23 protein-coding genes are annotated in these 19,825 nt (G+C 67.1%); 10 read left to right on the plus strand and 13 right to left on the minus strand.

Features of this window, described 5'->3' with window-relative positions; all coding sequences use genetic code 11:
• Positions 1 to 41: 41 nt before the first annotated feature.
• Complete coding sequence (locus tag ACWEFV_RS23500) at positions 42 to 704, minus strand: TetR/AcrR family transcriptional regulator (protein WP_135458374.1); 663 nt, start codon at positions 702 to 704, stop codon at positions 42 to 44.
• A 188-nt stretch (positions 705 to 892) separates the two neighbouring features.
• Between ACWEFV_RS23500 and ACWEFV_RS23505 the strand changes: the two genes are divergently transcribed.
• From ACWEFV_RS23505 to ACWEFV_RS23520, 4 genes are read left to right on the plus strand one after another with little or no spacing between them, the layout of a single operon-like run.
• Positions 893 to 1,318, plus strand: coding sequence for an MmpS family transport accessory protein (locus ACWEFV_RS23505; protein WP_135458376.1), 426 nt, complete (start codon positions 893 to 895; stop codon positions 1,316 to 1,318).
• The gene (locus ACWEFV_RS23510; RefSeq protein ID WP_450071953.1) at positions 1,315 to 4,218 is read left to right on the plus strand and encodes an MMPL/RND family transporter; all 2,904 of its coding nucleotides are present in this window, start codon (positions 1,315 to 1,317) and stop codon (positions 4,216 to 4,218) included. Before ACWEFV_RS23505 ends, ACWEFV_RS23510 begins: the two co-directional genes overlap by 4 nt.
• On the plus strand, positions 4,218 to 4,547 hold the full coding sequence (locus ACWEFV_RS23515; RefSeq protein ID WP_450071954.1) for a DUF732 domain-containing protein: 330 nt from the start codon (positions 4,218 to 4,220) through the stop codon (positions 4,545 to 4,547). The genes ACWEFV_RS23510 and ACWEFV_RS23515 overlap by 1 nt, the downstream gene beginning before the upstream one ends.
• A gap of 16 nt (positions 4,548 to 4,563) precedes the next feature.
• A complete protein-coding gene (locus ACWEFV_RS23520) occupies positions 4,564 to 5,028 on the plus strand; it encodes a DUF5078 domain-containing protein (RefSeq protein ID WP_450071955.1) in 465 nt (154 codons plus the stop codon).
• Here the strand turns inward: ACWEFV_RS23520 and ACWEFV_RS23525 are convergent.
• On the minus strand, positions 4,989 to 5,513 hold the full coding sequence (locus tag ACWEFV_RS23525; RefSeq protein ID WP_450071956.1) for a YkgB family protein: 525 nt from the start codon (positions 5,511 to 5,513) through the stop codon (positions 4,989 to 4,991). The genes ACWEFV_RS23520 and ACWEFV_RS23525 overlap by 40 nt on opposite strands.
• 102 nt (positions 5,514 to 5,615) lie before the next feature.
• On the opposite strand from ACWEFV_RS23525, the gene ACWEFV_RS23530 reads away from it, so the two are divergent.
• Entirely contained in the window at positions 5,616 to 6,971 is a 1,356-nt protein-coding gene (locus tag ACWEFV_RS23530) for a hypothetical protein (RefSeq protein WP_450071957.1), read from the plus strand.
• Here the strand turns inward: ACWEFV_RS23530 and ACWEFV_RS23535 are convergent.
• The 5 genes from ACWEFV_RS23535 to ACWEFV_RS23555 are packed head-to-tail and all read right to left on the minus strand — an operon-like array spanning position 6,897 to position 10,401.
• Positions 6,897 to 7,364 carry a hypothetical protein gene (locus tag ACWEFV_RS23535; RefSeq protein WP_450071958.1) on the minus strand — a complete coding sequence of 156 codons (468 nt, stop codon included), beginning with the start codon at positions 7,362 to 7,364 and terminating at the stop codon, positions 6,897 to 6,899. The genes ACWEFV_RS23530 and ACWEFV_RS23535 overlap by 75 nt on opposite strands.
• The gene (locus tag ACWEFV_RS23540) at positions 7,361 to 8,461 is read right to left on the minus strand and encodes a molybdopterin-dependent oxidoreductase (RefSeq protein WP_450071959.1); all 1,101 of its coding nucleotides are present in this window, start codon (positions 8,459 to 8,461) and stop codon (positions 7,361 to 7,363) included. The genes ACWEFV_RS23535 and ACWEFV_RS23540 overlap by 4 nt, the downstream gene beginning before the upstream one ends.
• A complete protein-coding gene (locus tag ACWEFV_RS23545) occupies positions 8,458 to 9,087 on the minus strand; it encodes a methyltransferase domain-containing protein (protein WP_450071960.1) in 630 nt (209 codons plus the stop codon). Before ACWEFV_RS23545 ends, ACWEFV_RS23540 begins: the two co-directional genes overlap by 4 nt.
• A 1-nt stretch (position 9,088) precedes the next feature.
• The gene (locus ACWEFV_RS23550) at positions 9,089 to 9,745 is read right to left on the minus strand and encodes a TIGR04282 family arsenosugar biosynthesis glycosyltransferase (protein WP_450071961.1); all 657 of its coding nucleotides are present in this window, start codon (positions 9,743 to 9,745) and stop codon (positions 9,089 to 9,091) included.
• Positions 9,742 to 10,401: a glycosyltransferase family 2 protein gene (locus ACWEFV_RS23555; protein ID WP_450071962.1), complete on the minus strand. Its 660-nt coding sequence runs from the start codon at positions 10,399 to 10,401 to the stop codon at positions 9,742 to 9,744. Before ACWEFV_RS23555 ends, ACWEFV_RS23550 begins: the two co-directional genes overlap by 4 nt.
• Before the next feature lie 103 nt (positions 10,402 to 10,504).
• Between ACWEFV_RS23555 and ACWEFV_RS23560 the strand changes: the two genes are divergently transcribed.
• Together ACWEFV_RS23560 and ACWEFV_RS23565 are read left to right on the plus strand one after the other, a co-directional pair.
• Positions 10,505 to 11,191, plus strand: a complete 687-nt coding sequence (locus tag ACWEFV_RS23560; RefSeq protein ID WP_450071963.1) for a response regulator transcription factor — start codon at positions 10,505 to 10,507, stop codon at positions 11,189 to 11,191.
• On the plus strand, positions 11,175 to 12,203 hold the full coding sequence (locus ACWEFV_RS23565) for a sensor histidine kinase (protein WP_450071964.1): 1,029 nt from the start codon (positions 11,175 to 11,177) through the stop codon (positions 12,201 to 12,203). The genes ACWEFV_RS23560 and ACWEFV_RS23565 overlap by 17 nt, the downstream gene beginning before the upstream one ends.
• A 3-nt stretch (positions 12,204 to 12,206) precedes the next feature.
• On the opposite strand, the gene ACWEFV_RS23570 is transcribed toward ACWEFV_RS23565, so the two are convergent.
• From ACWEFV_RS23570 to ACWEFV_RS23585, 4 genes are read right to left on the minus strand one after another with little or no spacing between them, the layout of a single operon-like run.
• Positions 12,207 to 13,334 carry an NAD(P)H-dependent flavin oxidoreductase gene (locus tag ACWEFV_RS23570; RefSeq protein ID WP_450071965.1) on the minus strand — a complete coding sequence of 376 codons (1,128 nt, stop codon included), beginning with the start codon at positions 13,332 to 13,334 and terminating at the stop codon, positions 12,207 to 12,209.
• A 50-nt stretch (positions 13,335 to 13,384) separates the two neighbouring features.
• On the minus strand, positions 13,385 to 14,416 hold the full coding sequence (locus ACWEFV_RS23575; RefSeq protein WP_450071966.1) for an NAD-dependent epimerase/dehydratase family protein: 1,032 nt from the start codon (positions 14,414 to 14,416) through the stop codon (positions 13,385 to 13,387).
• The gene (locus ACWEFV_RS23580; RefSeq protein WP_450071967.1) at positions 14,413 to 15,189 is read right to left on the minus strand and encodes an S-methyl-5'-thioadenosine phosphorylase; all 777 of its coding nucleotides are present in this window, start codon (positions 15,187 to 15,189) and stop codon (positions 14,413 to 14,415) included. The genes ACWEFV_RS23575 and ACWEFV_RS23580 overlap by 4 nt, the downstream gene beginning before the upstream one ends.
• A gap of 6 nt (positions 15,190 to 15,195) precedes the next feature.
• The gene (locus ACWEFV_RS23585) at positions 15,196 to 15,480 is read right to left on the minus strand and encodes a hypothetical protein (protein WP_135458405.1); all 285 of its coding nucleotides are present in this window, start codon (positions 15,478 to 15,480) and stop codon (positions 15,196 to 15,198) included.
• 59 nt (positions 15,481 to 15,539) lie between these two features.
• On the opposite strand from ACWEFV_RS23585, the gene ACWEFV_RS23590 reads away from it, so the two are divergent.
• Positions 15,540 to 16,412 (plus strand): 1,4-dihydroxy-2-naphthoate polyprenyltransferase, encoded by an 873-nt coding sequence (locus ACWEFV_RS23590; protein WP_450071968.1) that lies wholly within the window; start codon positions 15,540 to 15,542, stop codon positions 16,410 to 16,412.
• Between the two features lie 165 nt (positions 16,413 to 16,577).
• Positions 16,578 to 17,927 carry an MFS transporter gene (locus tag ACWEFV_RS23595; RefSeq protein ID WP_450071969.1) on the plus strand — a complete coding sequence of 450 codons (1,350 nt, stop codon included), beginning with the start codon at positions 16,578 to 16,580 and terminating at the stop codon, positions 17,925 to 17,927.
• A 51-nt stretch (positions 17,928 to 17,978) separates the two neighbouring features.
• Here the strand turns inward: ACWEFV_RS23595 and ACWEFV_RS23600 are convergent, their stop codons facing one another.
• Positions 17,979 to 18,260: a DUF4229 domain-containing protein gene (locus ACWEFV_RS23600; protein ID WP_450072079.1), complete on the minus strand. Its 282-nt coding sequence runs from the start codon at positions 18,258 to 18,260 to the stop codon at positions 17,979 to 17,981.
• 75 nt (positions 18,261 to 18,335) lie between these two features.
• Here ACWEFV_RS23600 and ACWEFV_RS23605 point away from each other — a divergent pair, with 75 nt between their 5' ends.
• Positions 18,336 to 18,497: a hypothetical protein gene (locus tag ACWEFV_RS23605; RefSeq protein ID WP_167857985.1), complete on the plus strand. Its 162-nt coding sequence runs from the start codon at positions 18,336 to 18,338 to the stop codon at positions 18,495 to 18,497.
• Between the two features lie 6 nt (positions 18,498 to 18,503).
• On the opposite strand, the gene ACWEFV_RS23610 is transcribed toward ACWEFV_RS23605, so the two are convergent.
• The gene (locus tag ACWEFV_RS23610) at positions 18,504 to 19,730 is read right to left on the minus strand and encodes a nucleotide-binding protein (protein ID WP_450072080.1); all 1,227 of its coding nucleotides are present in this window, start codon (positions 19,728 to 19,730) and stop codon (positions 18,504 to 18,506) included.
• Positions 19,731 to 19,825 lie beyond the last annotated feature (95 nt).

A 19,825-nucleotide genomic window follows, 5' to 3' on the forward strand; every position in this document is an offset into this window, starting at 1 on the left:
CACAGGCTTTTCCGAAACGTGGGTACCAACCCCGGCGTCGGTCAGCGGGGCGGCCCCGCGGGTTCCCACGTCTGCATCGCCGTATCGAGCTCATCGCTGTCGAGCGCCTTCACCGGAATCGGCGCCTGGTCGTCGTGGTAGCGCATGCCGTCCAAAAGAATGGCCACATACCGGCGCCACAGGTCGGCATCGACATGCCCGGCGTATTCACTCACGGTGCCGGCCAGCAGCCCGAAGAGCGGCATGTCCGTGGACGACACCTCCGGACGCAGATAGCCGTCGCTCTGCGCCCGCTCGACAAGTTTGGTCAACGCCGGGACGAGCCGCTCCTGGCAGGCCTTGACCCGGTCGCCCCCATAGCATTTGCTGAACGCGATCTCCCTCAACCCGCGGTCGGTGGCCGTGATCTTGCACATGCTCTCGACATACCACGAGAACCCCTGCCATGAATCTTCTTGCTGCAGTGCAATTTCAGCCAATGCGGTGAGTTGATCCATACCGTCCACGAAGATCGCCTCGAGCAGCTCCTCTTTGGTGGCGAACCGTCGATACACCGTTCCGACCCCGACATTGGCGTGATGTGCCACGTCGTTGAGCGTCGCCTCAAGACCTTTTTCGGCAAACAGCTCCCGCGCGGCATCGAGCACCCGCTGCCGGTTGCGCTCTGCGTCCCTACGCAGCACGCGACGTGTTTCCTCGGTCATATCTCTCAGCTTAAGTGATCGGGGTCATAAGTGGATTGATCCTATCCACTTGTTCGACTAACTTTACCCTTCGGACTGCGTAGGCCGCCTAACTGACAGGTCGTCGCGAACGCATCGAACGTCGGGAGGCCCACAATGACAGCCGTCAGCGCTCCGCCAGCCGCGGCCCGATCCCCAAGGCGGGCGCGATGACCAAGGCAATCCGACGGATATGGCTTCCGGTACTGATCGTCATCGCCATGGTGGCCGGCGTGCTGATCGTGATGAACGTCCGCAAGGTCTTCGGCGCACATCCGGTCATCATCACCGAAACCACGTCGGACAACGCCGAGGACTTCAACCCCAAGTTCGTGAAGTACGAGATCTTCGGCACGGGCGGCACTGCCGTCATCAACTACATGGACCTTGAAGGCAAACCCCAGCGCACCGGAACCGTGCCGCTGCCATGGACTTTGACACTGCAAACCACGTTGCCCTCGGTGCAGCCCAACATCATGGCGCAAGGCGACGGGCACAGCATCAGTTGCCGGGTCACCGTCGATGACGCGGTCAAAGAAGAGAGAACGGCTACTGGAGTGAACGCACAAACCTTCTGCTTTGTGAAGGCAGCATGAGCGCGCCGACCGACGACGCCCCGACCGACGCCATCGCAACGGGACGCCACGCGGCACCTCCGCGCCCGCGGCTCCCGCGATTCATCCGGGCGTTCGCCCTGCCGATCATCCTGGCGTGGATCGTGATCGTTGCACTGCTCAACACCGTCGTCCCTCAGCTCGAGGTCGTCGGAAAGATGCGCGCGGTGTCGATGAGTCCCAACGACGCGCCGTCGATGATCGCGATCAAAGAGGTCGGCAAGAAGTTCCAGGAGTACGACACCAGCAGCTCGGTGATGGTCGTGCTCGAAGGCGACCAGCCGCTGGGCCTCGAGGCGCACGTCTTCTACGACAAGATGGTGCGCGACCTGCGCGCGGATACCACCCACGTGCAGCATGTGCAGGACTTCTGGGGCGACACCCTGACCGCCAAGGGCGCGCAGAGCCGCGACGGCAAGGCCGCTTACGTGCAGGTCTACATCGCCGGTGACCAGGGCGAGACGCTGGCCAACGAGTCGGTCGAGGCGGTGCGGCGCATCGCCACCGACAGCCCCGCACCCGACGGTGTGAAGGCGTATGTCACCGGATCCGCGGCATCCAGCACCGATCAGAACATCGTCGGTGACGAGAGCATGGAGCTGATCGAGCTCGTCACCTTCGGTGTCATCGCGGTGATGCTGCTTGGCGTCTACCGGTCGATCATCACCACCCTGATCGTGCTGGTGATGGTCGTGCTCGAATTGTCCGGCGCCCGTGGCCTCGTCGCGTTACTGGGCTATCAGAACTTCTTCGGCCTCACGACGTTCGCGACCAACATGCTGGTGACCCTGGCCATCGCCGCGGCCACCGACTACGCGATCTTCCTGATCGGCCGATATCAGGAAGCACGAAGAGCCGGCGAGGACAAGGAAGCGGCCTACTACGACATGTTCCACGGCACGGCCCATGTCGTGCTCGCGTCGGGCCTGACCATCGCCGGTGCGACGTTCTGCCTGCACTTCACCCGCCTGCCGTACTTCCAGACCATGGGCATTCCGCTGGCGATCGGAATGACGATGGTGGTCGCCATGGCCCTGACCCTGGGGCCGGCCGTCATCTCGGTTGCCAGCCGATTCGGCAAGATCCTTGAGCCCAAGCGGTTTTCGAAGTCCCGCGGATGGCACCGGGTGGGCACCGCCACGGTTCGCTGGCCGGGCGCAATCCTGGTGTGCGCCATCGTCGCGGCGTTGATCGGCCTGCTCGCCCTGCCGGGCTACCACACCACCTACAACGACCGCATCTTCCTGCCCAAGGACGTCGGGACGAACGTCGGATACGACGCCGCGTTCCGGCACTTCTCGCAGGCCAAGATGAACCCGGACCTGATGATGATCGAGTCCGATCGCGATCTGCGTAACCCCGCCGATTTCCTGGTGATCGACAAGATCGCCAAGGCACTCAAGAGCGTGCACGGAATCGCCCAGGTGCAGACCATCACCCGTCCCGATGGCGATCCGATCAAGCACTCGACGATCCCGTACACGCTGGGCCAGAGCGGCACGACCCAGCTGATGAACAACGACTATGCGCAGGCCAATCTGCAGAATCTGCTCGACCAGGCCGACGATCTGCAGACCAGCATCGATGCGATGACCGAAATGATGTCCATCCAAACGGATCTGGCAGCGGTGTCGCAGCGCATGGCCGACAAGATGAAGACCACGTCCAGCGACATGAACGACGTGCGCGATCACCTGGCGGACTTCGACGACCAGTTCCGGCCGCTGCGCAACTACCTCTACTGGGAACCGCACTGCTTCGACATTCCGATGTGCTGGTCCATCCGGTCGATCTTCGACGCGCTCGACGGCATCAACACGATGTCGGATGACTTCCAGGACCTGGTTCCCGAGATGCAGCGCATGGCCGACCTGATGCCGAAGATGGTCGCCACCATGCCGCGGCAGATCCAGTCGATGAAGCATCAGAAAGAGCTGCTGCTGAACCAGTATCAGGTGCAGAAGGCCCAACAGGATCAGACGATGGCGATGCAGAACACCGCCACCGCCATGAGCGAAGCATTCGATACGGCCAAGAACGACGATTCGTTCTACCTGCCGCCGGAGGCATTCGAGACCGAGGACTTCCAGCGAGGCATCAAGCTGTTCATGTCGCCTGACGGACATGCGGTGCGGTTCACCATCATTCACCAGGGTGACCCACTGACTCCGGAAGGCACCGCACGCATCGCGCCGCTCAAGATCGCAGCGGCCGACGCGATCAAGGGAACCCCGCTCGAGGGATCCAAGATCTACCTCGGCGGCAGCTCGGCGACGTACAACGACATGCAGCAGGGCGCCGACTACGACCTGATCATCGTCGCCGCGGCGGCACTGATCCTGATCTTCATCATCATGTTGGTGCTCACCCGTGCGGTGGTGGCCTCCGCGGTGATCGTCGGCACGGTAGTGCTGAGTCTGGCCTCGGCCTTCGGTCTGTCGGTACTGCTCTGGCAACACATCGTGGGGATCCCGTTGCACTGGATGGTGATGCCGATGTCGGTCATCGTCCTGCTGGCCGTCGGCGCGGACTACAACCTGCTGCTCGTCTCACGAATAAAGGAAGAGATCCACGCCGGGCTGAAGACCGGGATCATCCGTGCCATGGTCGGCACCGGTGCCGTGGTCACCTCGGCAGGCCTGGTCTTCGCCTTCACCATGGCATCGATGGCGGTCAGCAGCCTCATCGTCATCGGTCAGGTCGGAACGACGATCGGCCTGGGCCTGCTGTTCGACACCCTGGTGGTCCGGTCGCTGATGACACCGTCCATCGCCACGCTGCTCGGGCGCTGGTTCTGGTGGCCGCAACACGTCCGCCAGCGTCCGTTACCGCAGCCCTGGCCGAAGCCCATCCAACGCGAGCCTGAGGAGGCCCTGGTCTGATGAAACGCATGTTGATCGCCCTGTCATTCTGTGCCGCAACCAGTGTCGCGCTGTCCGCACCGGCCTACGCCGATCCGGACACGGAGTTCGCCAACGAATTGCACACCTACGGCGTCTACGGGCAGAAGGACTACAACGCCTGGATCGGCAAGCTGGCGTGCAAGCGGTTGCACAACGGCGTCGACCACAATGCCCAGGACTCGGTCGGTTTCGTGAAGAAGCAACTGGCCAAGGACAGCACCGACGCTCAGTCGTGGCAGTTCCTGGGTACCGCCATCAACTACTACTGCCCCGATCAGCGCTTCGTCTACGAACAAGCCGCGCACTGAACGACTTTGGAGCAACATGTCGAACCGCAAGAGTGTCAGTAACCTGATCCGCACCGGCCTGGCCGCCTGTGCGGTCGCCGGCAGCCTGGCCGGGGCCGGCATCGCTAACGCCGACGCCACCGACGACTACCCGATCCCCAACCGGATCCTCAAGACGCCGTGCACGGCCGAGCAGATCATGGCCGCCGCCCGCGACGTCGAACCGGTGTACTACGAGCGCTACATGATCGACTACAACAACAAGCCGGTCGCCGATCAGCAGGGCGCCCAGGACCGGATCCACTGGTTCTTCTCGATGGACTACGCGGGCCGCCGCCAGTACTCCGAGAACACCGCCACCAACGCCTTCTTCGAGAACATGGCCTGGCGCTGGCCGAACTGGGCCAAGCTGTTCTTCAACAACAAGGGCGTCGCGGCCAACACCACCGACGTCTGCATGAATTACCCGCCCAACGACATGTCCGTCTGGGACTGGCACTGACGGACCCTATTCGGCTGTGCGCCCAGCGCCTCTCCCAGTGTCCAGAGCGCAACGCCGATGAGCACCAGGTCCTTCAACAGGAACTGACCGGGTTGTGCGCCGAGCACCGGGATCGGCCCGGCGTGGTTGACCACCACGCCGGGCGTCGTGAACAGGAAGCTCAGGGTGCCGAGGAACAAGACCACGGCCAGGGCGCTGCCGGCGGCGGAAAGCCGAGGCCACCACGGGCGCAGCGCAATCAGAACCGCGGCAACGATCTCCATGGTCCCCAGCGTCACCCCCACCGCTCCGGCGCTGAGGAAGTGATAGATCCACGACATCAAGGGGCTGTGCTCGATGAGGGCACGGGCCTCGAACTTCACGTACTTGCCGATGCCGATCCACGCCAGCACGATGACGAGCCCGTAGCGGCTCACACCTTGTCCGATGGCGGTGAGGCGCTCAGGCAACGCTGCACTCATCGTCTCGAATTGATCCGATCTCATGAGTTCCACGATGCGCCGGACGACGGCCGAATCCCATGGCTGCGCACCCGACGTCACCGAAACGTCAGACACGCCCCGGCGGCGCCCGCCTAGGCTTGGCGCATGCAGATCAGCCGCCGGGACGCTGTCGCGGTGGTCATCGGCCTGATCCTGGTGGTAGCGGCGTTCGTCGTGCCCCACCTGCACCTGGGTATCGTCACACCGCTGATCAACAGCACACCGGAGGAGATCCACAGCTTCACCGACACCGCACCGATTTTCGGCTGGTGGAATGCGCATGTCGGCTGGGGAACCATCCCGGCGATCGTCATCGGGCTGGCCGCGGTGTGGTGGGGTCCCGCACTCGCACAACGGATTCCATGGCGGGCCGTGCCTGTGACGGCGTGGGCGGTATCGTGCGCCTGGGCGTTCTCGCTGGCCATGATCGACGGTTGGCAGCGCGGCTTCGCCGGCCGCCTCACGGCGCGCCACGAGTACCTGCGCCAGGTTCCGACGATCACCGACATTCCTGAGGCGCTCCGCACGTTCTCCTCGAGAATTCTCGACTACCAGCCCGATTCATGGATCACCCACGTATCGGGGCACCCACCCGGCGCGCTCTTGAGCTTCGTCTGGCTGGACCGTATCGGATTGGGTGGCGGCGCGTGGGCCGGGCTGCTGTGCCTGCTCGCCGGGTCCAGCGCGGCCGCGGCGATCGTCATCGCGGCGCGTGCCCTCACCGACGAGGCCACCGCACGGCAGGTGGCGCCGTTCGTGGCGGTGGCACCGACGGCCATCTGGATCGCGGTCTCGGCCGACGGGTATTACGCGGGCGTGGCCGCATGGGGAATCACGGCGCTGGCCATTTCTGTGCACGGATCGGGCCGCCGTCAGATCCTGTGGGCCGGTGCGGCCGGCCTGCTGCTGGGCTGGGGGATCTTCCTCAACTACGGACTGGCCCTCATGGCGCTGCCGGCACTGGCCGTCCTCGCGACGGCCACCGACCGGCGGGCCGCCCTCCGTGTCATGGTGCCGGCCGCGGTGGCGGCGCTGGCGGTGGTCGCCGTGTTCGCGGCGGCAGGATTCTGGTGGTTCGACGGTTACACCCTGGTCCAACAACGCTATTGGCAAGGTATCGCCGCCGACCGTCCGTTCCAGTACTGGTCATGGGCCAACCTGGCCTCCGTGGTCTGTGCCATCGGCCTGGGCAGCGTCGCCGGGATCGGCCGGCTGTTCGATCTCGCGGCGATCCGGCGCCAGCCGGGGCTCCGCCTCGTGCTGATCGCCGCGCTCGTGGCGATCGTGTTCGCCGATCTCAGCATGCTCAGCAAGGCCGAAACCGAACGCATCTGGCTACCGTTCACGGTGTGGCTGACCGCGGCGGGCGCATTCCTACCGGCTCGGTCACAGCGCTGGTGGCTGGCGGTCAACGTCCTCGGTGCGCTGGCGCTGAACCACGTCATCCTCACCAACTGGTAGCCGCCGCAGCAGCAGCTGATACAGCAGCACGCTCAGCCACACCGCGGCCAGTGAAACCGCCAGTCCCAGTGGATAGTTGCGATCGAGCACCGTCATGTTGTCGGGCCGCATACCCGGCCGGCCGTACACCGGGACAGCCAGCAGAACCAGCACCACACTGCATAGTGCGGCCACCGCGATCGGCGAGCGGGAACCGGCCGGGATCAGCCGACGGCCCGCCCATCCCACCGCGGCGCACAACGGTGCGAAGACGAAATCATGCACCACCACCCCGACGACCACCCACACCAGGATCCGCACAACGATCACCGGCGGGTTCTCCGACAGCAGCAGCCCACCGTAGCCGGCCAGCCCGATTCCGATCACCGCGAGCAGCAGCCGCGTCGCCGTCATGTCATCACCTCGATCCTGGACAGCCACTTCGTCTGCAGCACACCGGGCCTGCTCGGAGCGATGAGCCGGCACGGATACCCGTGGTCCAGATCGAGAGGCGCACCATTGAGCCGCAACGCGATCAACGTGGCGCCGTCACGGGCATGCCGCGCGGGCAGCACCGTACGGGAGTACGGCCCCGGCGGTTCCAGCGAGACCATCCGCACATCGGAGTCCGGCGCACCGCCGACCGCGGCGATCAGATCGGCCAGTACCACCCCGGTCCACTCCGCATCGACACTCCAGCCTTCGACGCACGCGATCGGCAGTCGCCGAGTCGTCTGCGGTAGTGCCGACAACTCTGTCAGGCTGAACGCCCGCACGACCTCTCCCCTGGTCACCGTCAGCCGGTAGTCCGGTGCGGTCGCGCTGCGCAGCACACCGGCCGCGATCGCCGATCGGTTCACCGGAACTCCTTGCGGCCCTTGCCCGGAACGCGGCGCCAAGACGGAAACACGGCGCAGGAACGGCACCGTCTGCCCTGCGGTGACAACCGTCGCCAGCGCCACCGCCACCCAGGTGGCACGCAGCACGGTGCGCCGGGTGGGACCCACCGGTGGATTCGTAACCACGTCGCCGAGCGGTTCGCCCAGCACCCGGCGGATCACCGGCAGTTTCACCGCGAGGTGCACCAGCACAGCGCCGGCCGCCACATAGGCCATGGCGTAGTGCGCGGTGGTGAAGAAGAACCTGAATGCGTACCACTGTGCGATGTTCATCAGTCCGGTGGACAGTTGGAACAGCATCGCACCGACCAGCACCAGGATCGACAATCGCTCGAGCTGGCGGGTGAGCCCGCCGATCAGCGGACGCTCGAACAGCTTCGGCCAAACCGACCACAGCTTGACCACCAGCAGCGGGATCGCCGCGATACCCGAGATCACGTGCAGCCCCTGGGTGAGCCGGTACAGCCAGACCGGCCGGGTCGGCCAGAAGAACCACGGCTGCGGATGCTGGATGAAATGGCTGATCAGCCCGGTGACGAAGCAAACCGCCACCGCGATACCCAGAGCCGTTCCGACCCGGACGGTCACCGCGGTCGACCGCAGGCCGCTCATATCGCTTCCAGTGCCGCGATCGCCCGGTCACCGACGGGGTACACCGCCGCCACACCGAGGCCGACATCCCCGGCAAGCCGGGCCGCGCAGTCCAAACCCACCGTCGCCCAACGGAACCACGGCCCGATGCTGCGCAGAGTCTCCAACCGCACCCACGCCGCGTCGACACCCGTTGCCACCGTGTCGAATTCGACCAGGCAGCGGCCACCGCTCCGAAGCAGCTCACCGGCCCGCTGCAGCACCCGCCACGGATCACCGCCCAGCCCGACGTTTCCGTCGGCCAACAACACGTTGTGCCAGCGACCGGTTCCCGGCAGCGGTTCGAACAGGTCGCGGCACAACACCGGTGCCCCACTGCCCCGCGCCAACTCGACGGCCGTGCGGGACAGGTCCACACCGAGCGCGGGCAACCCGCGCCGCACCAGACCGGCGACCAGGCGCCCCGGCCCACAACCGAGATCGAGCGTCGGACCCGAACACAGGTTCACAATCGTGCGATCGAAGCGGCCGTCGGCGCGCGCACCGCCCAGCCAGCTGCATACCGGCAGCTGACGTAGGCTGCCGTCGGCGCGGCGGATCCAGCAGCTTTCCCCGTCGAGTGCCCGGTCGTAGAGCCGGCCGTGCATGTCAGAATCCTTCAGCCGCGCGGACGAATCGGCTGCCCGGCGCACACGCCCGGCGCACCTCGGCGATGTCGTCGACCGTGTCGAAGTCGGCCAGTTCGGCGGCCAGGGCCACCGTCGCCCCGGTGTCGCGCAGTGCGGCAAGGGTTTCCACACCGGTGTGCGACGTGGACATCTCGACGTCGGCCAGGCACCCGGCCGTGCGGCAGTCTCGGACACCCAGCACCCACCAGCCGCCGTCATGCGCCATCCCGAGCACTGCATCGGCGTCCGCCAACGCCCGCCCGCACTCGTCGAGCAACGCGGCGGTCACCTGCGGGGTGTCCATCCCGATCTGCAGCACGGGCAGCCCCGTCGCCGTGGCGGCGTCGGCGTGCGCATTGGCCAGTCGCTGGGCGAAGCCGGCGCCCCGCTGGGGCACGACGATGAAATCGTCCAAGCGGTCCCAGATTTCCCGGCCACAGCGGGCCCGCCCAAGGTCACCGGTCAGCGCCACCACTCGCGCCGAGACCGCCGCGGCGGCCACCGCGTCGAGGGTATCCAGCAGCGCCGCCGCCGCGATGTCGGCGGCCGCCTGGTCGCCGACCCCCGCGGCCAGCCGGGTCTTGGCCAACCCGGGCACCGGGGCCTTGGCAACCACGAGCACCGCAAGGGGTTTCACCTGATCACCCGCCAGAAGTCCAGCGCCGCAATGACACTGCCCCGCACCGATCCACTCACCTTGGATTGCCCGCCGGTGCGGGGTCCGTAGGCCACATCGCGCTCGACCACCCGCCAACCTTGCTGAGCGGCGCGGACCAGCAACTCCAGCGGGTAACCCGACCGGCGATCGGTCACCCCGAGCCCGATCAGCGCGTCCCGGCGGGCCACCCGCATCGGCGCGATGTCGTGCACCGGCAGCCGGTGCCGCCGACGGAGCCGCCAGCACACCGCGGCGGTACCCAACCGGGCATGCCAGGGCCAGCGCAGGCCGGGGACCGGACGGCGCCTACCAATGACCAGGTCGGCACCGCGGTCGAGTTCGGCGACAAGCGCCGGGAGCTCCCCCGCATCGAGCGACCCGTCCGCGTCCAGCACCGCCACGATCGGCGTCGCGGCCGCGACCACACCCGCGTGCACGGCCGAGCCGTACCCGGGACGAGACTCGACCACCACTGTCGCTCCGAGCGCCCGGGCCACCTCGGCCGTGCGGTCGGCGCTGTTGTTGTCGACCACCAGCGGCCGGTACCCCTGGGGTATAGCGGCCAGCACGCCGGGCAGCGAGTGCTCCTCGTCCAGGCAGGGCAGCACCACCGTCACGTGGCCGGCAGGGGTCATGTGATCCGACGCTAGGCCGCTCACGGCTCGCTGACCAGGGCCCAACCATGACGAAACTGTGACATAGCCGCAGGTCGCGGCGCCGCGGCAGTAACCTCGAAGGGTGACCCGGGTACTGATTGCCGACGACGACACCGTGGTGCGCGATGTCGTACGGCGCTACCTGGAACGCGACGGCCTGGACGTCTCGATCGCGCACGACGGCACCGAAGCGCTGCGGTTACTCGACTCCGAGCAGATCGACGTCGCGGTTCTGGACGTGATGATGCCCGGCTCCGACGGGCTGTCGTTGTGCCGTGTCCTACGGCGCGACGGCGACTACAGCATGCCGGTGATCCTGCTGACCGCCCTGGGCGAGGAGGACGACCGCATCGCGGGCCTGGAGGCCGGCGCGGACGACTACCTGACCAAACCGTTCAGCCCTCGTGAACTGGCGTTACGGGTGCGGTCGGTGCTGCGACGCAGCACGGGGCCGGTCGGCCCGGCGCCTCCGGAACTCACCGTCGACGATCTGCACGTCTTGCCCGCGGCGCGCTCGGTCACCCTCGCCGGACGCCCGGTCAACCTGACCAATCGCGAGTTCGATTTGCTGGTGTTCTTCCTGACCAACAACGACGTCGTGTTCTCCCGCGAGGATCTGCTGAAACGGGTCTGGCACTGGGACTTCGGCGACCTGTCCACCGTGACGGTGCACATCAAGCGGCTGCGGTCAAAACTCGGTGATCAGCACCGGATCCAGACCGTATGGGGACGGGGCTACCTGTGGAGTTCTGGTGCAGAATCTCGCTGAGATCATCGGCTGGGCGCTGGCTTGCTCGCTGCCGGTGGTGGTGGCCGGGGCGATCATCATCCGGTTCGCCCGGTCCTGGTCGCTCGCGCTGAGCATGGTGGTGCTGGTGCTGATCCCGACGCTGGCCACGTTCACCGGAGTGCTGGGCGCCAGTGGGTTCATGATCACCGAGACCTTCGAGCAGACCGCTGTCGTGCTGGTGATCGTGTCGGTGGTGACCATCCCCGCAGCCGTCATGCTGGCCCGCTACCAGGCCCGGCGCACGGTGTGGGAGCAGGAGATCCGCGATTCCGAGCGGGCGGCCGAGCATTCCCGCCGCCAGCTGGTGGCGTTCGTCAGCCACGACCTGCGCACCCCGCTGGCCGGTATCCGCGCGGTGTCCGAGGCCATCGCCGACGGTGTGGTCACCGACGACGAGGTCAGGACGCAGGCCAAACATATTGAGCAGGAATCAATCCGGTTGTCGGAGATGGTCGATGACCTGTTCGAGATGTCGAAGATCAACGCCGGTTCGGTGCAGCCCGTACGCGAACAGGTGGCCCTCGACGAAGTGGTGGCCGATGTGATCGCCGCCCACCGGATACCGGCCGACCGGGCGGGCGTGCGGCTGACCGCGGAACTTCCCCCGCAACCGGTGCAGGTGCTGGGCAGCGACCGTTCCCTGGTCCGCGTGCTGTCGAACCTGGTGGCCAATGCCATCGCCCACACACCGGACGGCGGCAGCGTGACGCTGTCCCTCGGTTCCGATGCCGACGGCGCATGGGCCCACGTCGATGACACCGGCGTCGGCATCGACGAGGCCGACCTACCCCGGGTGTTCGACGTGGCCTACCGGGGCTCCAACGGCCGTGTGCCACGCGTGGATTCGTCGCTACCGAGCGGGTCCGGACTGGGGTTGACCATCGCGGCAGGCCTGGTGCAGGCGCACGGTGGCACGTTGTCCGCCCGCAACCTGGACACCGGGGCGCGCTTCGAGGTGCGACTGCCACTGGCGGCCGGTTCTGCCGATTAGGCGTCAGTCCGGCAGCGAGTTGCTCAGCCGCTCGGTGGCGGCCACGTAGTCCTCGATGAACTCGCGCACGATCTCGCGCGCCGGTTTCACCTTGTTCATCAGCCCGACGCCCTGCCCCACGAAATACGTCGCCAATGCCTGCGCGCCCGGATGCCCTTGCGCGGCAAGCACATCCACCCGGCGGATGACGGGCTCGGCCAGCATGTTCTGCAACGGCAGTGGAAGCGTCTGGTGGCCACTGGGATTCGGCTGCCAGGCATCGGTCCATTCCGATTTCAACTGGCGGGCCGGCTTGCCGGTCCGCCCGGTCGAGCGCACGGTGTCTCGCGAGGTCGCGGCGAGCATCTTCTGCACCGTGTGCGGCGCCGTCTCAGCCTCTTCGGTGGTCAGCCAGACCGAACCGGTCCAGGCACCGGCCGCCCCCATCGCCACGGCGGCCGCCATCTGCCGTCCGGTGACGATGCCACCGGCGGCAAGCACCGGAATGTCGCTGCCGGCCTGCTCCAGCGTCTCGAGGACTTCGGGAACAAGCACCAGCGTCGACACCTCACCGCAGTGCCCGCCGGCCTCGGTGCCCTGCGCGACGATCAGGTCCACCCCGGCCTGCACCTGCTTGAGGGCATGCTCGCGGGCACCCACCAGGGCAGCGACCGGGACTCCGCGCTCGCGGCCGGCCTCGATCATGTAATCCGGCGGCACCCCGAGCGCGTTGGCGATGAGCTTGATCGGATGGCTCATCGCCACGTCCAGCAGCTCGTGGCCGGTGTCGCCCGACAGCGAGGACCCACCCAGGCGCTGCTCGGACTCGGGCTCGATGCCGTGATCGGCCAGCAGTTTCGCGACGAACTCCCGATACTCGCCGGGGATCCGGTCGGTGAGTTGACTGCGGGACAAGTTCTCGCCCTTGCCCTCGAACTTCGCCGGGACAATGATGTCGGCGCCGTAGGGCTTGCCGCCCACCTGCTGGTCGATCCAGGTGAGCTCGCGGTCCAGCTGCTCGGGTGTGTACGCCGTCGCGCCGAGGACACCGAAGCCGCCGGCATTGGTCACCGCGGCCACCACGTCGCGGCAATGACTGAAGGCGAAGAGGGGAAAGTCGATCCCGAACTGCTCACAGATGGCGGGTTTCACCCCGTCAGTATTGGCACGCGGACTTGACGGGTGTCAAGAGTGGCCCGTGGTCAGGCGCGCAGCGGTGCGAACGCGAACTCGGCCAACCCGTCGCTCGGGTCGATCGCCGCCTCGAAACCCAGCACCGCTGCGGCGCGCGCGGGCGAGGCCACGATATGGCGGACGTCGCCGCTGCGGTACTGACCGGTGACGACGGGCCGCTCCGCACCGCGGGCCTCGGACAGCCGGGTGGCCACCTCCATGATCGAGACGGGCCGCCCCGAGCACACGTTGAACGCATTGAAGCCGTCGAGCCCGGCACCGACCGCGGCCACATTGGCGGCCGCCACATCGTCGACGTGAACGAAGTCGCGCATCTGACCGCCGTCCTCGAAAACCCTTGGCTGCTTTCCGGATTCGAGTTGTGAGCGGAAGATCGCCGCGACCCCGGAGTACGGGGTGTCGCGCGGCATGTTCGGGCCGTAGACGTTGTGATAGCGCAGCGCGATCACACTCCCCGCGCCGGTCTCCGCCCAGGCCAACGCGTAGTGCTCCTGTGCGGCCTTGCTGGCGGCGTAGAGACTGCGGGGGCGCAGCGACGCGTCCTCGCCGACGAGCCGCCACCGCAACTGCTCCCCGCCGACCGGGCAGCGGTGCTCGAACACGCCGGCGTCCAGGTCGGCGCGGGTGCGCGGCGCCGGGTCGACGACGCCGTGCTCGGGACAGTCGTAACCGCCCTGCCCGTACACCACCATCGACGAGGCCAGCACGAGACGCGTGCAGCCCGCGGCGAACATCTCGGCGAGCAGCACCGCCGTCCCGAAGTCGTTGTGGCCGGCGTAAGACGGCGCGTCGGCCGCGTCGACCCCGGCTCCCACCACCGCGGCCTGGTGACACACCACATCGACCCCGGCGAGCAGTGGCTTGAGCGCATCGCGGTCGCGGACGTCGGCCACCCGACACCGCGGCGGGGGTTCGGCGCCCGGACCGTGCGCGGCCGCCAGCAGGGTGTCGACGGCGATGACCTCATGCCCGGCGGCCTCCAACGCGGCCCAGGTGCGGGTGCCGATGAACCCCGCCGCGCCGGTGAGCAGAATCCTCACGGCAGCTCGAATGGCAACTTCACGCCGTCGTGGGCCAGGCAGTGCGTGCAGGCACGCTCGGTATCGACCGCTTCCAAGGCCTCGTGCACGAGCTTCTTGAACGGCACCAGATTGCGTTCGAACTCGGCGAAGACGTCCACCGTCGTGACCCCGGCACCCGCCTCGATCCCGGCATCCAGATCGGTCACCAAAGCGATTGCCGCATAACACATCTCAAGCTCACGCGCCAGCACAGCCTCGGGGTAGCCCGTCATGTTGACCAGGGTGAAACCCTGATCGGCGAACCACCGGCTCTCGGCCCTGGTGGAGAACCGCGGCCCCTGGATCACCACCATGGTGCCGCCGTCGACCACCCCGGGCAGCCCGGCCGCGGCGGACCGCAAGGCCGGGCAGTACGGATCGGCGAAACCGACGTGGACGCCGCCGGAATCGAAGTACGTGTCGGCGCGGGCACGCGTGCGGTCCACCAGCTGATCGGGCACCACGATCGAACCCGGACCCAACTGCGTCGTCAGACTGCCCACCGCACACGGACCGAAGATCCGTCGCACCCCCAACGTGCGAAGCGCCCACATATTGGCCCGGTACGGGACCGTGTGCGGCGAGAACTCGTGGTTGACCCCGTGCCGAGGCAGAAAGGCCACCTCGTGCCCGCCCACCGCGCCCACCGTGATGGGCGCGCTCGGCGGACCGTAGGGGGTGTCCACAGTGACGGAGCGGGCCTCGGGCCCGAAGAACGAATAGAACCCACTACCGCCGATGACGCCGAGCATGCAGTGCTATTCGGCCTCGTCGGGGGCCTTGACGTCCGCCGGGCCCTCGTCAACGTCCGGGCCGACGCCTGCGTCGAGGTCGTCGTCGAAGTCGTCGAAATCCTCATTCGCCTTGCGGGCGCCGTCGGCGATCTCGAAGACATCGGTGGCCAGGCCACCGATGGCGGTCGCGACGTCCTTGACGGCCGTGGTGATGATCGAGGTGACCTGCCCGACCGTGGAGGCCACTGCCTCGACGGATTCCTGCAGCACGTCCTTGCCGATCTCGGTCTTGCTGAGCTGCTCCTTCATGAGGCTCAGTGTAGGAGTCCGCGCGGGATGGCACCGGGTCAGCTCATACGATGACGGTCGTGGCCAGTTTCTCGCAATGGATCGAGGGCGCCCGCCCCCGCACGCTGCCCAACGCCGTCGCCCCGGTGCTCGCCGGTACCGGCGCCGCCGCCTGGATGGGCTCCGCCGTGTGGTGGAAAGCGTTGCTGGCGCTGGCCGTATCACTCGCGTTGATCATCGGCGTGAACTACGCCAACGATTACTCCGACGGCATCCGCGGTACCGATGACGTGCGGTCCGGCCCGCTGCGTCTCGTGGGGTCCAAGCTGGCCTCGCCCCGGGCCGTCCTGACCGCGGCGGTGGTGAGCCTGGCGATCGGCGCGGTGGCCGGACTGGTACTCGCGGCGGTCAGTGCACCGTGGCTGATCGTGGTCGGCGCGGTCTGCATCGCCGGCGCCTGGCTGTACACCGGCGGCAAGAAGCCCTACGGCTACCTCGGCCTGGGCGAGGTAGCCGTGTTCATCTTCTTCGGCCTGGTCGCGGTGCTCGGCACGCAGTACACCCAGGCCCTGCGCATCGACTGGGTCGGGCTGGTCGCCGCGGTGGCCATGGGCTCGCTGTCGTCGGCCGTGCTGGTCGCCAACAACCTGCGCGACATCCCCACCGACAGCGAGTCCGGCAAGATCACCCTCGCAGTGCGACTCGGCGACGCCCGCACCCGGCTGCTGTATCAACTGCTGGTGGGCGTGGCCCTGGTGCTGCCCCTGGTGCTGATCCTGGCCACCCCATGGTGTGCGGTGGGCCTGCTGGCGCTGGCGCCGGCGGTGCGGGCACTGCGGCCGGTACGCGACGGCAGTACGGGAGCCCAGCTGATCCCGGTGCTGCGCGATACCGGGCTGACCATGCTGGTGTGGTCGGTCGCGGTCTCTGCGGCCCTGTTCCTGGCGGCCTAACGAGGCGCTCTCTTCCCCGACTTCTACGTGAGGGTCGTTGCACGTCGACATCCACGACCCAGACGTAGAACTCGGCGAACCCCGGGTCTGCAAACCGCGCGTGGCACAGCCGCGGTGCACTAACGTGGCCGTCGGCCTGCAACGCCAACCACCTGGGGGATGTGCATGACCACTTCGACCGAGGCGCACCAGCCCGCACCGTCGGGCCGCGCCGAAACCCGTCGGGCCATCTGGAACACCATCAGAGGATCGTCGGGCAACCTCGTCGAGTGGTACGACGTCTACGTCTACACGGTGTTCGCCACATACTTCGAAGCGCAATTCTTCGACAAGGCCGACAAGAACGCCACCGTCTACGTCTACGCGATCTTCGCGATCACGTTCCTCACCCGCCCGATCGGCTCGTGGTTCTTCGGCCGCTTCGCCGACCGCCGCGGCCGCCGCTCCGCACTGACCGTCAGCGTCTCGCTGATGGCGCTGTGCTCACTGGTCATCGCGTTCGTACCCTCACGCGAAACCATCGGTGTCGCAGCGCCCATCGTCCTCATCCTGTGCCGGCTGGTGCAGGGCTTCGCGACCGGCGGCGAGTACGGCACCTCGGCGACCTACATGTCCGAGGCCGCCACGCGGGAACGACGCGGCTTCTTCTCCTCGTTCCAGTACGTGACGCTGGTCGGCGGTCACGTACTGGCACAATTCACCCTGCTGATCATCCTGACCACGTTCACCACCGACCAGGTGCACGAATTCGGTTGGCGCATCGGCTTTGCCGTCGGTGGCGTGGCTGCGATCGTGGTGTTCTGGCTGCGCCGGACCATGGACGAATCACTGTCCGAGGAACAACTCGAAGCAATCAAGGCCGGCGAGGACACGAACTCCGGCTCATTGCGCGAACTGCTCACCCGCTACTCCAGGCCCCTGGTGCTGTGCTTCCTGATCACGATGGGTGGCACCCTGGCGTTCTACGCCTACAGCGTCAACGCCCCGGCGATCGTCAAGACGACGTACAAAGACCAGGCGATGACGGCCACCTGGATCAACCTGATCGGGTTGATCTTTCTGATGGCCATCCAACCCATCGGTGGGATGATCAGCGACAAGGTGGGCCGCAAGCCGCTGCTGGTGTGGTTCGGTATCGGCGGGGTGATCTACACCTACGTCCTGTTCACCTATCTGCCCCAGACACATTCACCGATCCTGTCGTTCCTCCTGGTCGCCGTCAGCTACGTGATCCTGACCGGGTACACCTCGATCAACGCCCTGGTGAAATCCGAGCTCTTCCCCTCACATGTGCGCGCGCTCGGGGTGGGAGTTGGCTATGCCCTGGCCAATTCGATGTTCGGCGGGACCGCGCCGGTGATCTATCAGGCGCTCAAGGACCGCGACCTCGTGCCGTGGTTCATCGCCTACGTCACGGTGTGCATCGCCATGTCACTCGCGGTGTACGTGCTGTTCCTCAAGAACAAGGCCGAAACCTACCTGGACCAGGAGAAGGGCTCGGCCTTCATCCGGTAGCTCAGGCGAAACGAAAGTTGCTGCGCCGGAAAGGCGCCGCGCGCCGGCGCCTCAGCCCTCGTCGGGCGGCTCATCGCCGCGCAACCGGGCCTGCAGCTGCTCGCGATCCTTGCGGCGCCGCTCGTCGACCATCGCGATAGAGGCCGTCGCCCGCTCACGCAGCGGGCGGAAGAGCCATATTCCCACGGGCAGCGCGATCACGATGGCGAACAACAGCGCCACCACGACCGGGAAATCCGCCACGACCAGACTCCCCACGCCGTAGATCGCTCCGGTCAATACAGCGACCAGCACCAGCCGGGCGATGAGGTAAACCACGACGTCGGTGACCATGCGGGAGGTCGAACCACTTCCTGACACGCTCCGAGCCTACCGACGGCGCGTATATTCGGATCAAGGAGGTTTCGAGTGGCGTATCTACTCCTGTTCATTGTCGCAGCAAGCCTGGTGTACATCGGCTGGCGGCTCGCGCGGGTTTCCGGCAGTCAACCCAAGACGCGGGTGATCGGCCCTGATGACGACCCAGAGTTCCTGCGTCGGCTCGGGCACGGCGACAATCCGCGCAGCTAGCCTGCGTCAGGCGCGCGAGTCCGTCGATCGGCGCGCCCCCACGAAGTCGGATGCCACCACCGCTGCCAGCTCGATCAGCGCCTCCCGGGTGCCGGGCTTGAGACGATCCAGGCTGATCTCGGCGCCCTCCTCCAGATGCGGATCGAACGGCACCAGCCGCACCGCACGGCAGCGCCGCGAGAAGTGGTCCACCACCTTGGACAGGTCGACCTTGCCCGAGCGCGGCCGCACCGCGTTGATCACCGCGATGGAATTGCGCACCAGATCCTGATGTCCGTGGGCGTCGAGCCAGTCCAGCGTCGCCGACGCGCTCCGCGCCCCGTCCACCGAACCGGAGCTGATCACGACCAGCACGTCGGCCTTGGACAGCACTGCCGACATCGCCGAGTGCATCAAACCCGTCCCACAGTCGGTGAGCACGAGGCTGTAGAACCGCTCCAGCACCTCCAGCGCGCGCAGATAGTCGTCCGAGCTGAACGCCTCCGACACCGCCGGGTCACTCTCCGAAGCCAGCACCTCCAGGCGGCTCGGCCCCTGTGACGTGTAGGCCCGAACGTCGCTGTAGCGCTCGATGCCTTCGGCGTCGCGCAGCAGATGCCGCACTGTCGCAGCCGTCTCCAGCGGCACCTTCTGGCTCAGCGTGCCCCGGTCCGGATTGGCATCCACCGCTACCACCCGATCGCCGCGAATCGAGGCGAACGTGGCACCCAGTGTCGCGGTGATCGTGGTCTTGCCCACGCCGCCCTTCAAGGACATCAACGCGATCCGGTAACAACCCTGCAGCGGCTCACTGACCTCGGCCACCAGGTTGTTGCGGTGCGTGATCTTGGGGCTCTCGCCGACGTTGACCTGCTTGAACGACGCGACGTAGAGGGCCTTGCGCCAGCCCGAGGTGGGCGGGTTCTTGCGTTGGCCGAGCAGCGCGGCGGTGGACAGATCCCGGTACGGGGTGGCGAAGTCGGGCCCAGCGGCGGGCCGCTCATGGTGCCCGGGGGCAGGCGGCGCAACCAACCCGGCAGCGGGCCGCTCAAATGTCCCCGCGACGGGCCCCGAGAAGCTTGCGGGCACCGGCGGTGCGGTGATCACCGGAAGGCCGTGCGGCGGCGTCGGGGCGGTCCACTCCGCGGGCAGCGGGGTGGAGACTCCCGGCTCGGCGGGATTGCTGAACCGCTTCTGACTGCGGAACCCGGGCACCGGGGCGAACACCGACGGGACGGGCGGCAGTTCGGCCACGGGCGGGGATGCCGGGGAAACGGCGGGCGGTGGGTCAGCGGCGGGTGGGGCGGCCTCATGGACCACGGTCGGCTGGTCGGCTGGGGCGTCCGTTG

The sequence above is a fragment of the Mycobacterium sp. NPDC004974 genome (genome assembly GCF_053600815.1).

Excerpts from the sequence above, each read along its gene's own strand:
- ACWEFV_RS23500 (WP_135458374.1), bottom strand. The coding sequence starts at position 704 with ATGACCGAGGAAACACGTCGCGTGCTGCGTAGGGACGCAGAGCGCAAC.
- ACWEFV_RS23505 (WP_135458376.1), top strand. The coding sequence starts at position 893 with ATGACCAAGGCAATCCGACGGATATGGCTTCCGGTACTGATCGTCATC.
- ACWEFV_RS23510 (WP_450071953.1), top strand. The coding sequence starts at position 1,315 with ATGAGCGCGCCGACCGACGACGCCCCGACCGACGCCATCGCAACGGGA.
- ACWEFV_RS23515 (WP_450071954.1), top strand. The coding sequence starts at position 4,218 with ATGAAACGCATGTTGATCGCCCTGTCATTCTGTGCCGCAACCAGTGTC.
- ACWEFV_RS23520 (WP_450071955.1), top strand. The coding sequence starts at position 4,564 with ATGTCGAACCGCAAGAGTGTCAGTAACCTGATCCGCACCGGCCTGGCC.
- ACWEFV_RS23525 (WP_450071956.1), bottom strand. The coding sequence starts at position 5,513 with ATGAGATCGGATCAATTCGAGACGATGAGTGCAGCGTTGCCTGAGCGC.
- ACWEFV_RS23530 (WP_450071957.1), top strand. The coding sequence starts at position 5,616 with ATGCAGATCAGCCGCCGGGACGCTGTCGCGGTGGTCATCGGCCTGATC.
- ACWEFV_RS23535 (WP_450071958.1), bottom strand. The coding sequence starts at position 7,364 with ATGACGGCGACGCGGCTGCTGCTCGCGGTGATCGGAATCGGGCTGGCC.
- ACWEFV_RS23540 (WP_450071959.1), bottom strand. The coding sequence starts at position 8,461 with ATGAGCGGCCTGCGGTCGACCGCGGTGACCGTCCGGGTCGGAACGGCT.
- ACWEFV_RS23545 (WP_450071960.1), bottom strand. The coding sequence starts at position 9,087 with ATGCACGGCCGGCTCTACGACCGGGCACTCGACGGGGAAAGCTGCTGG.
- ACWEFV_RS23555 (WP_450071962.1), bottom strand. The coding sequence starts at position 10,401 with ATGACCCCTGCCGGCCACGTGACGGTGGTGCTGCCCTGCCTGGACGAG.
- ACWEFV_RS23580 (WP_450071967.1), bottom strand. The coding sequence starts at position 15,189 with ATGCTCGGCGTCATCGGCGGTAGTGGGTTCTATTCGTTCTTCGGGCCC.
- ACWEFV_RS23585 (WP_135458405.1), bottom strand. The coding sequence starts at position 15,480 with ATGAAGGAGCAGCTCAGCAAGACCGAGATCGGCAAGGACGTGCTGCAG.
- ACWEFV_RS23595 (WP_450071969.1), top strand. The coding sequence starts at position 16,578 with ATGACCACTTCGACCGAGGCGCACCAGCCCGCACCGTCGGGCCGCGCC.
- ACWEFV_RS23600 (WP_450072079.1), bottom strand. The coding sequence starts at position 18,260 with ATGGTCACCGACGTCGTGGTTTACCTCATCGCCCGGCTGGTGCTGGTC.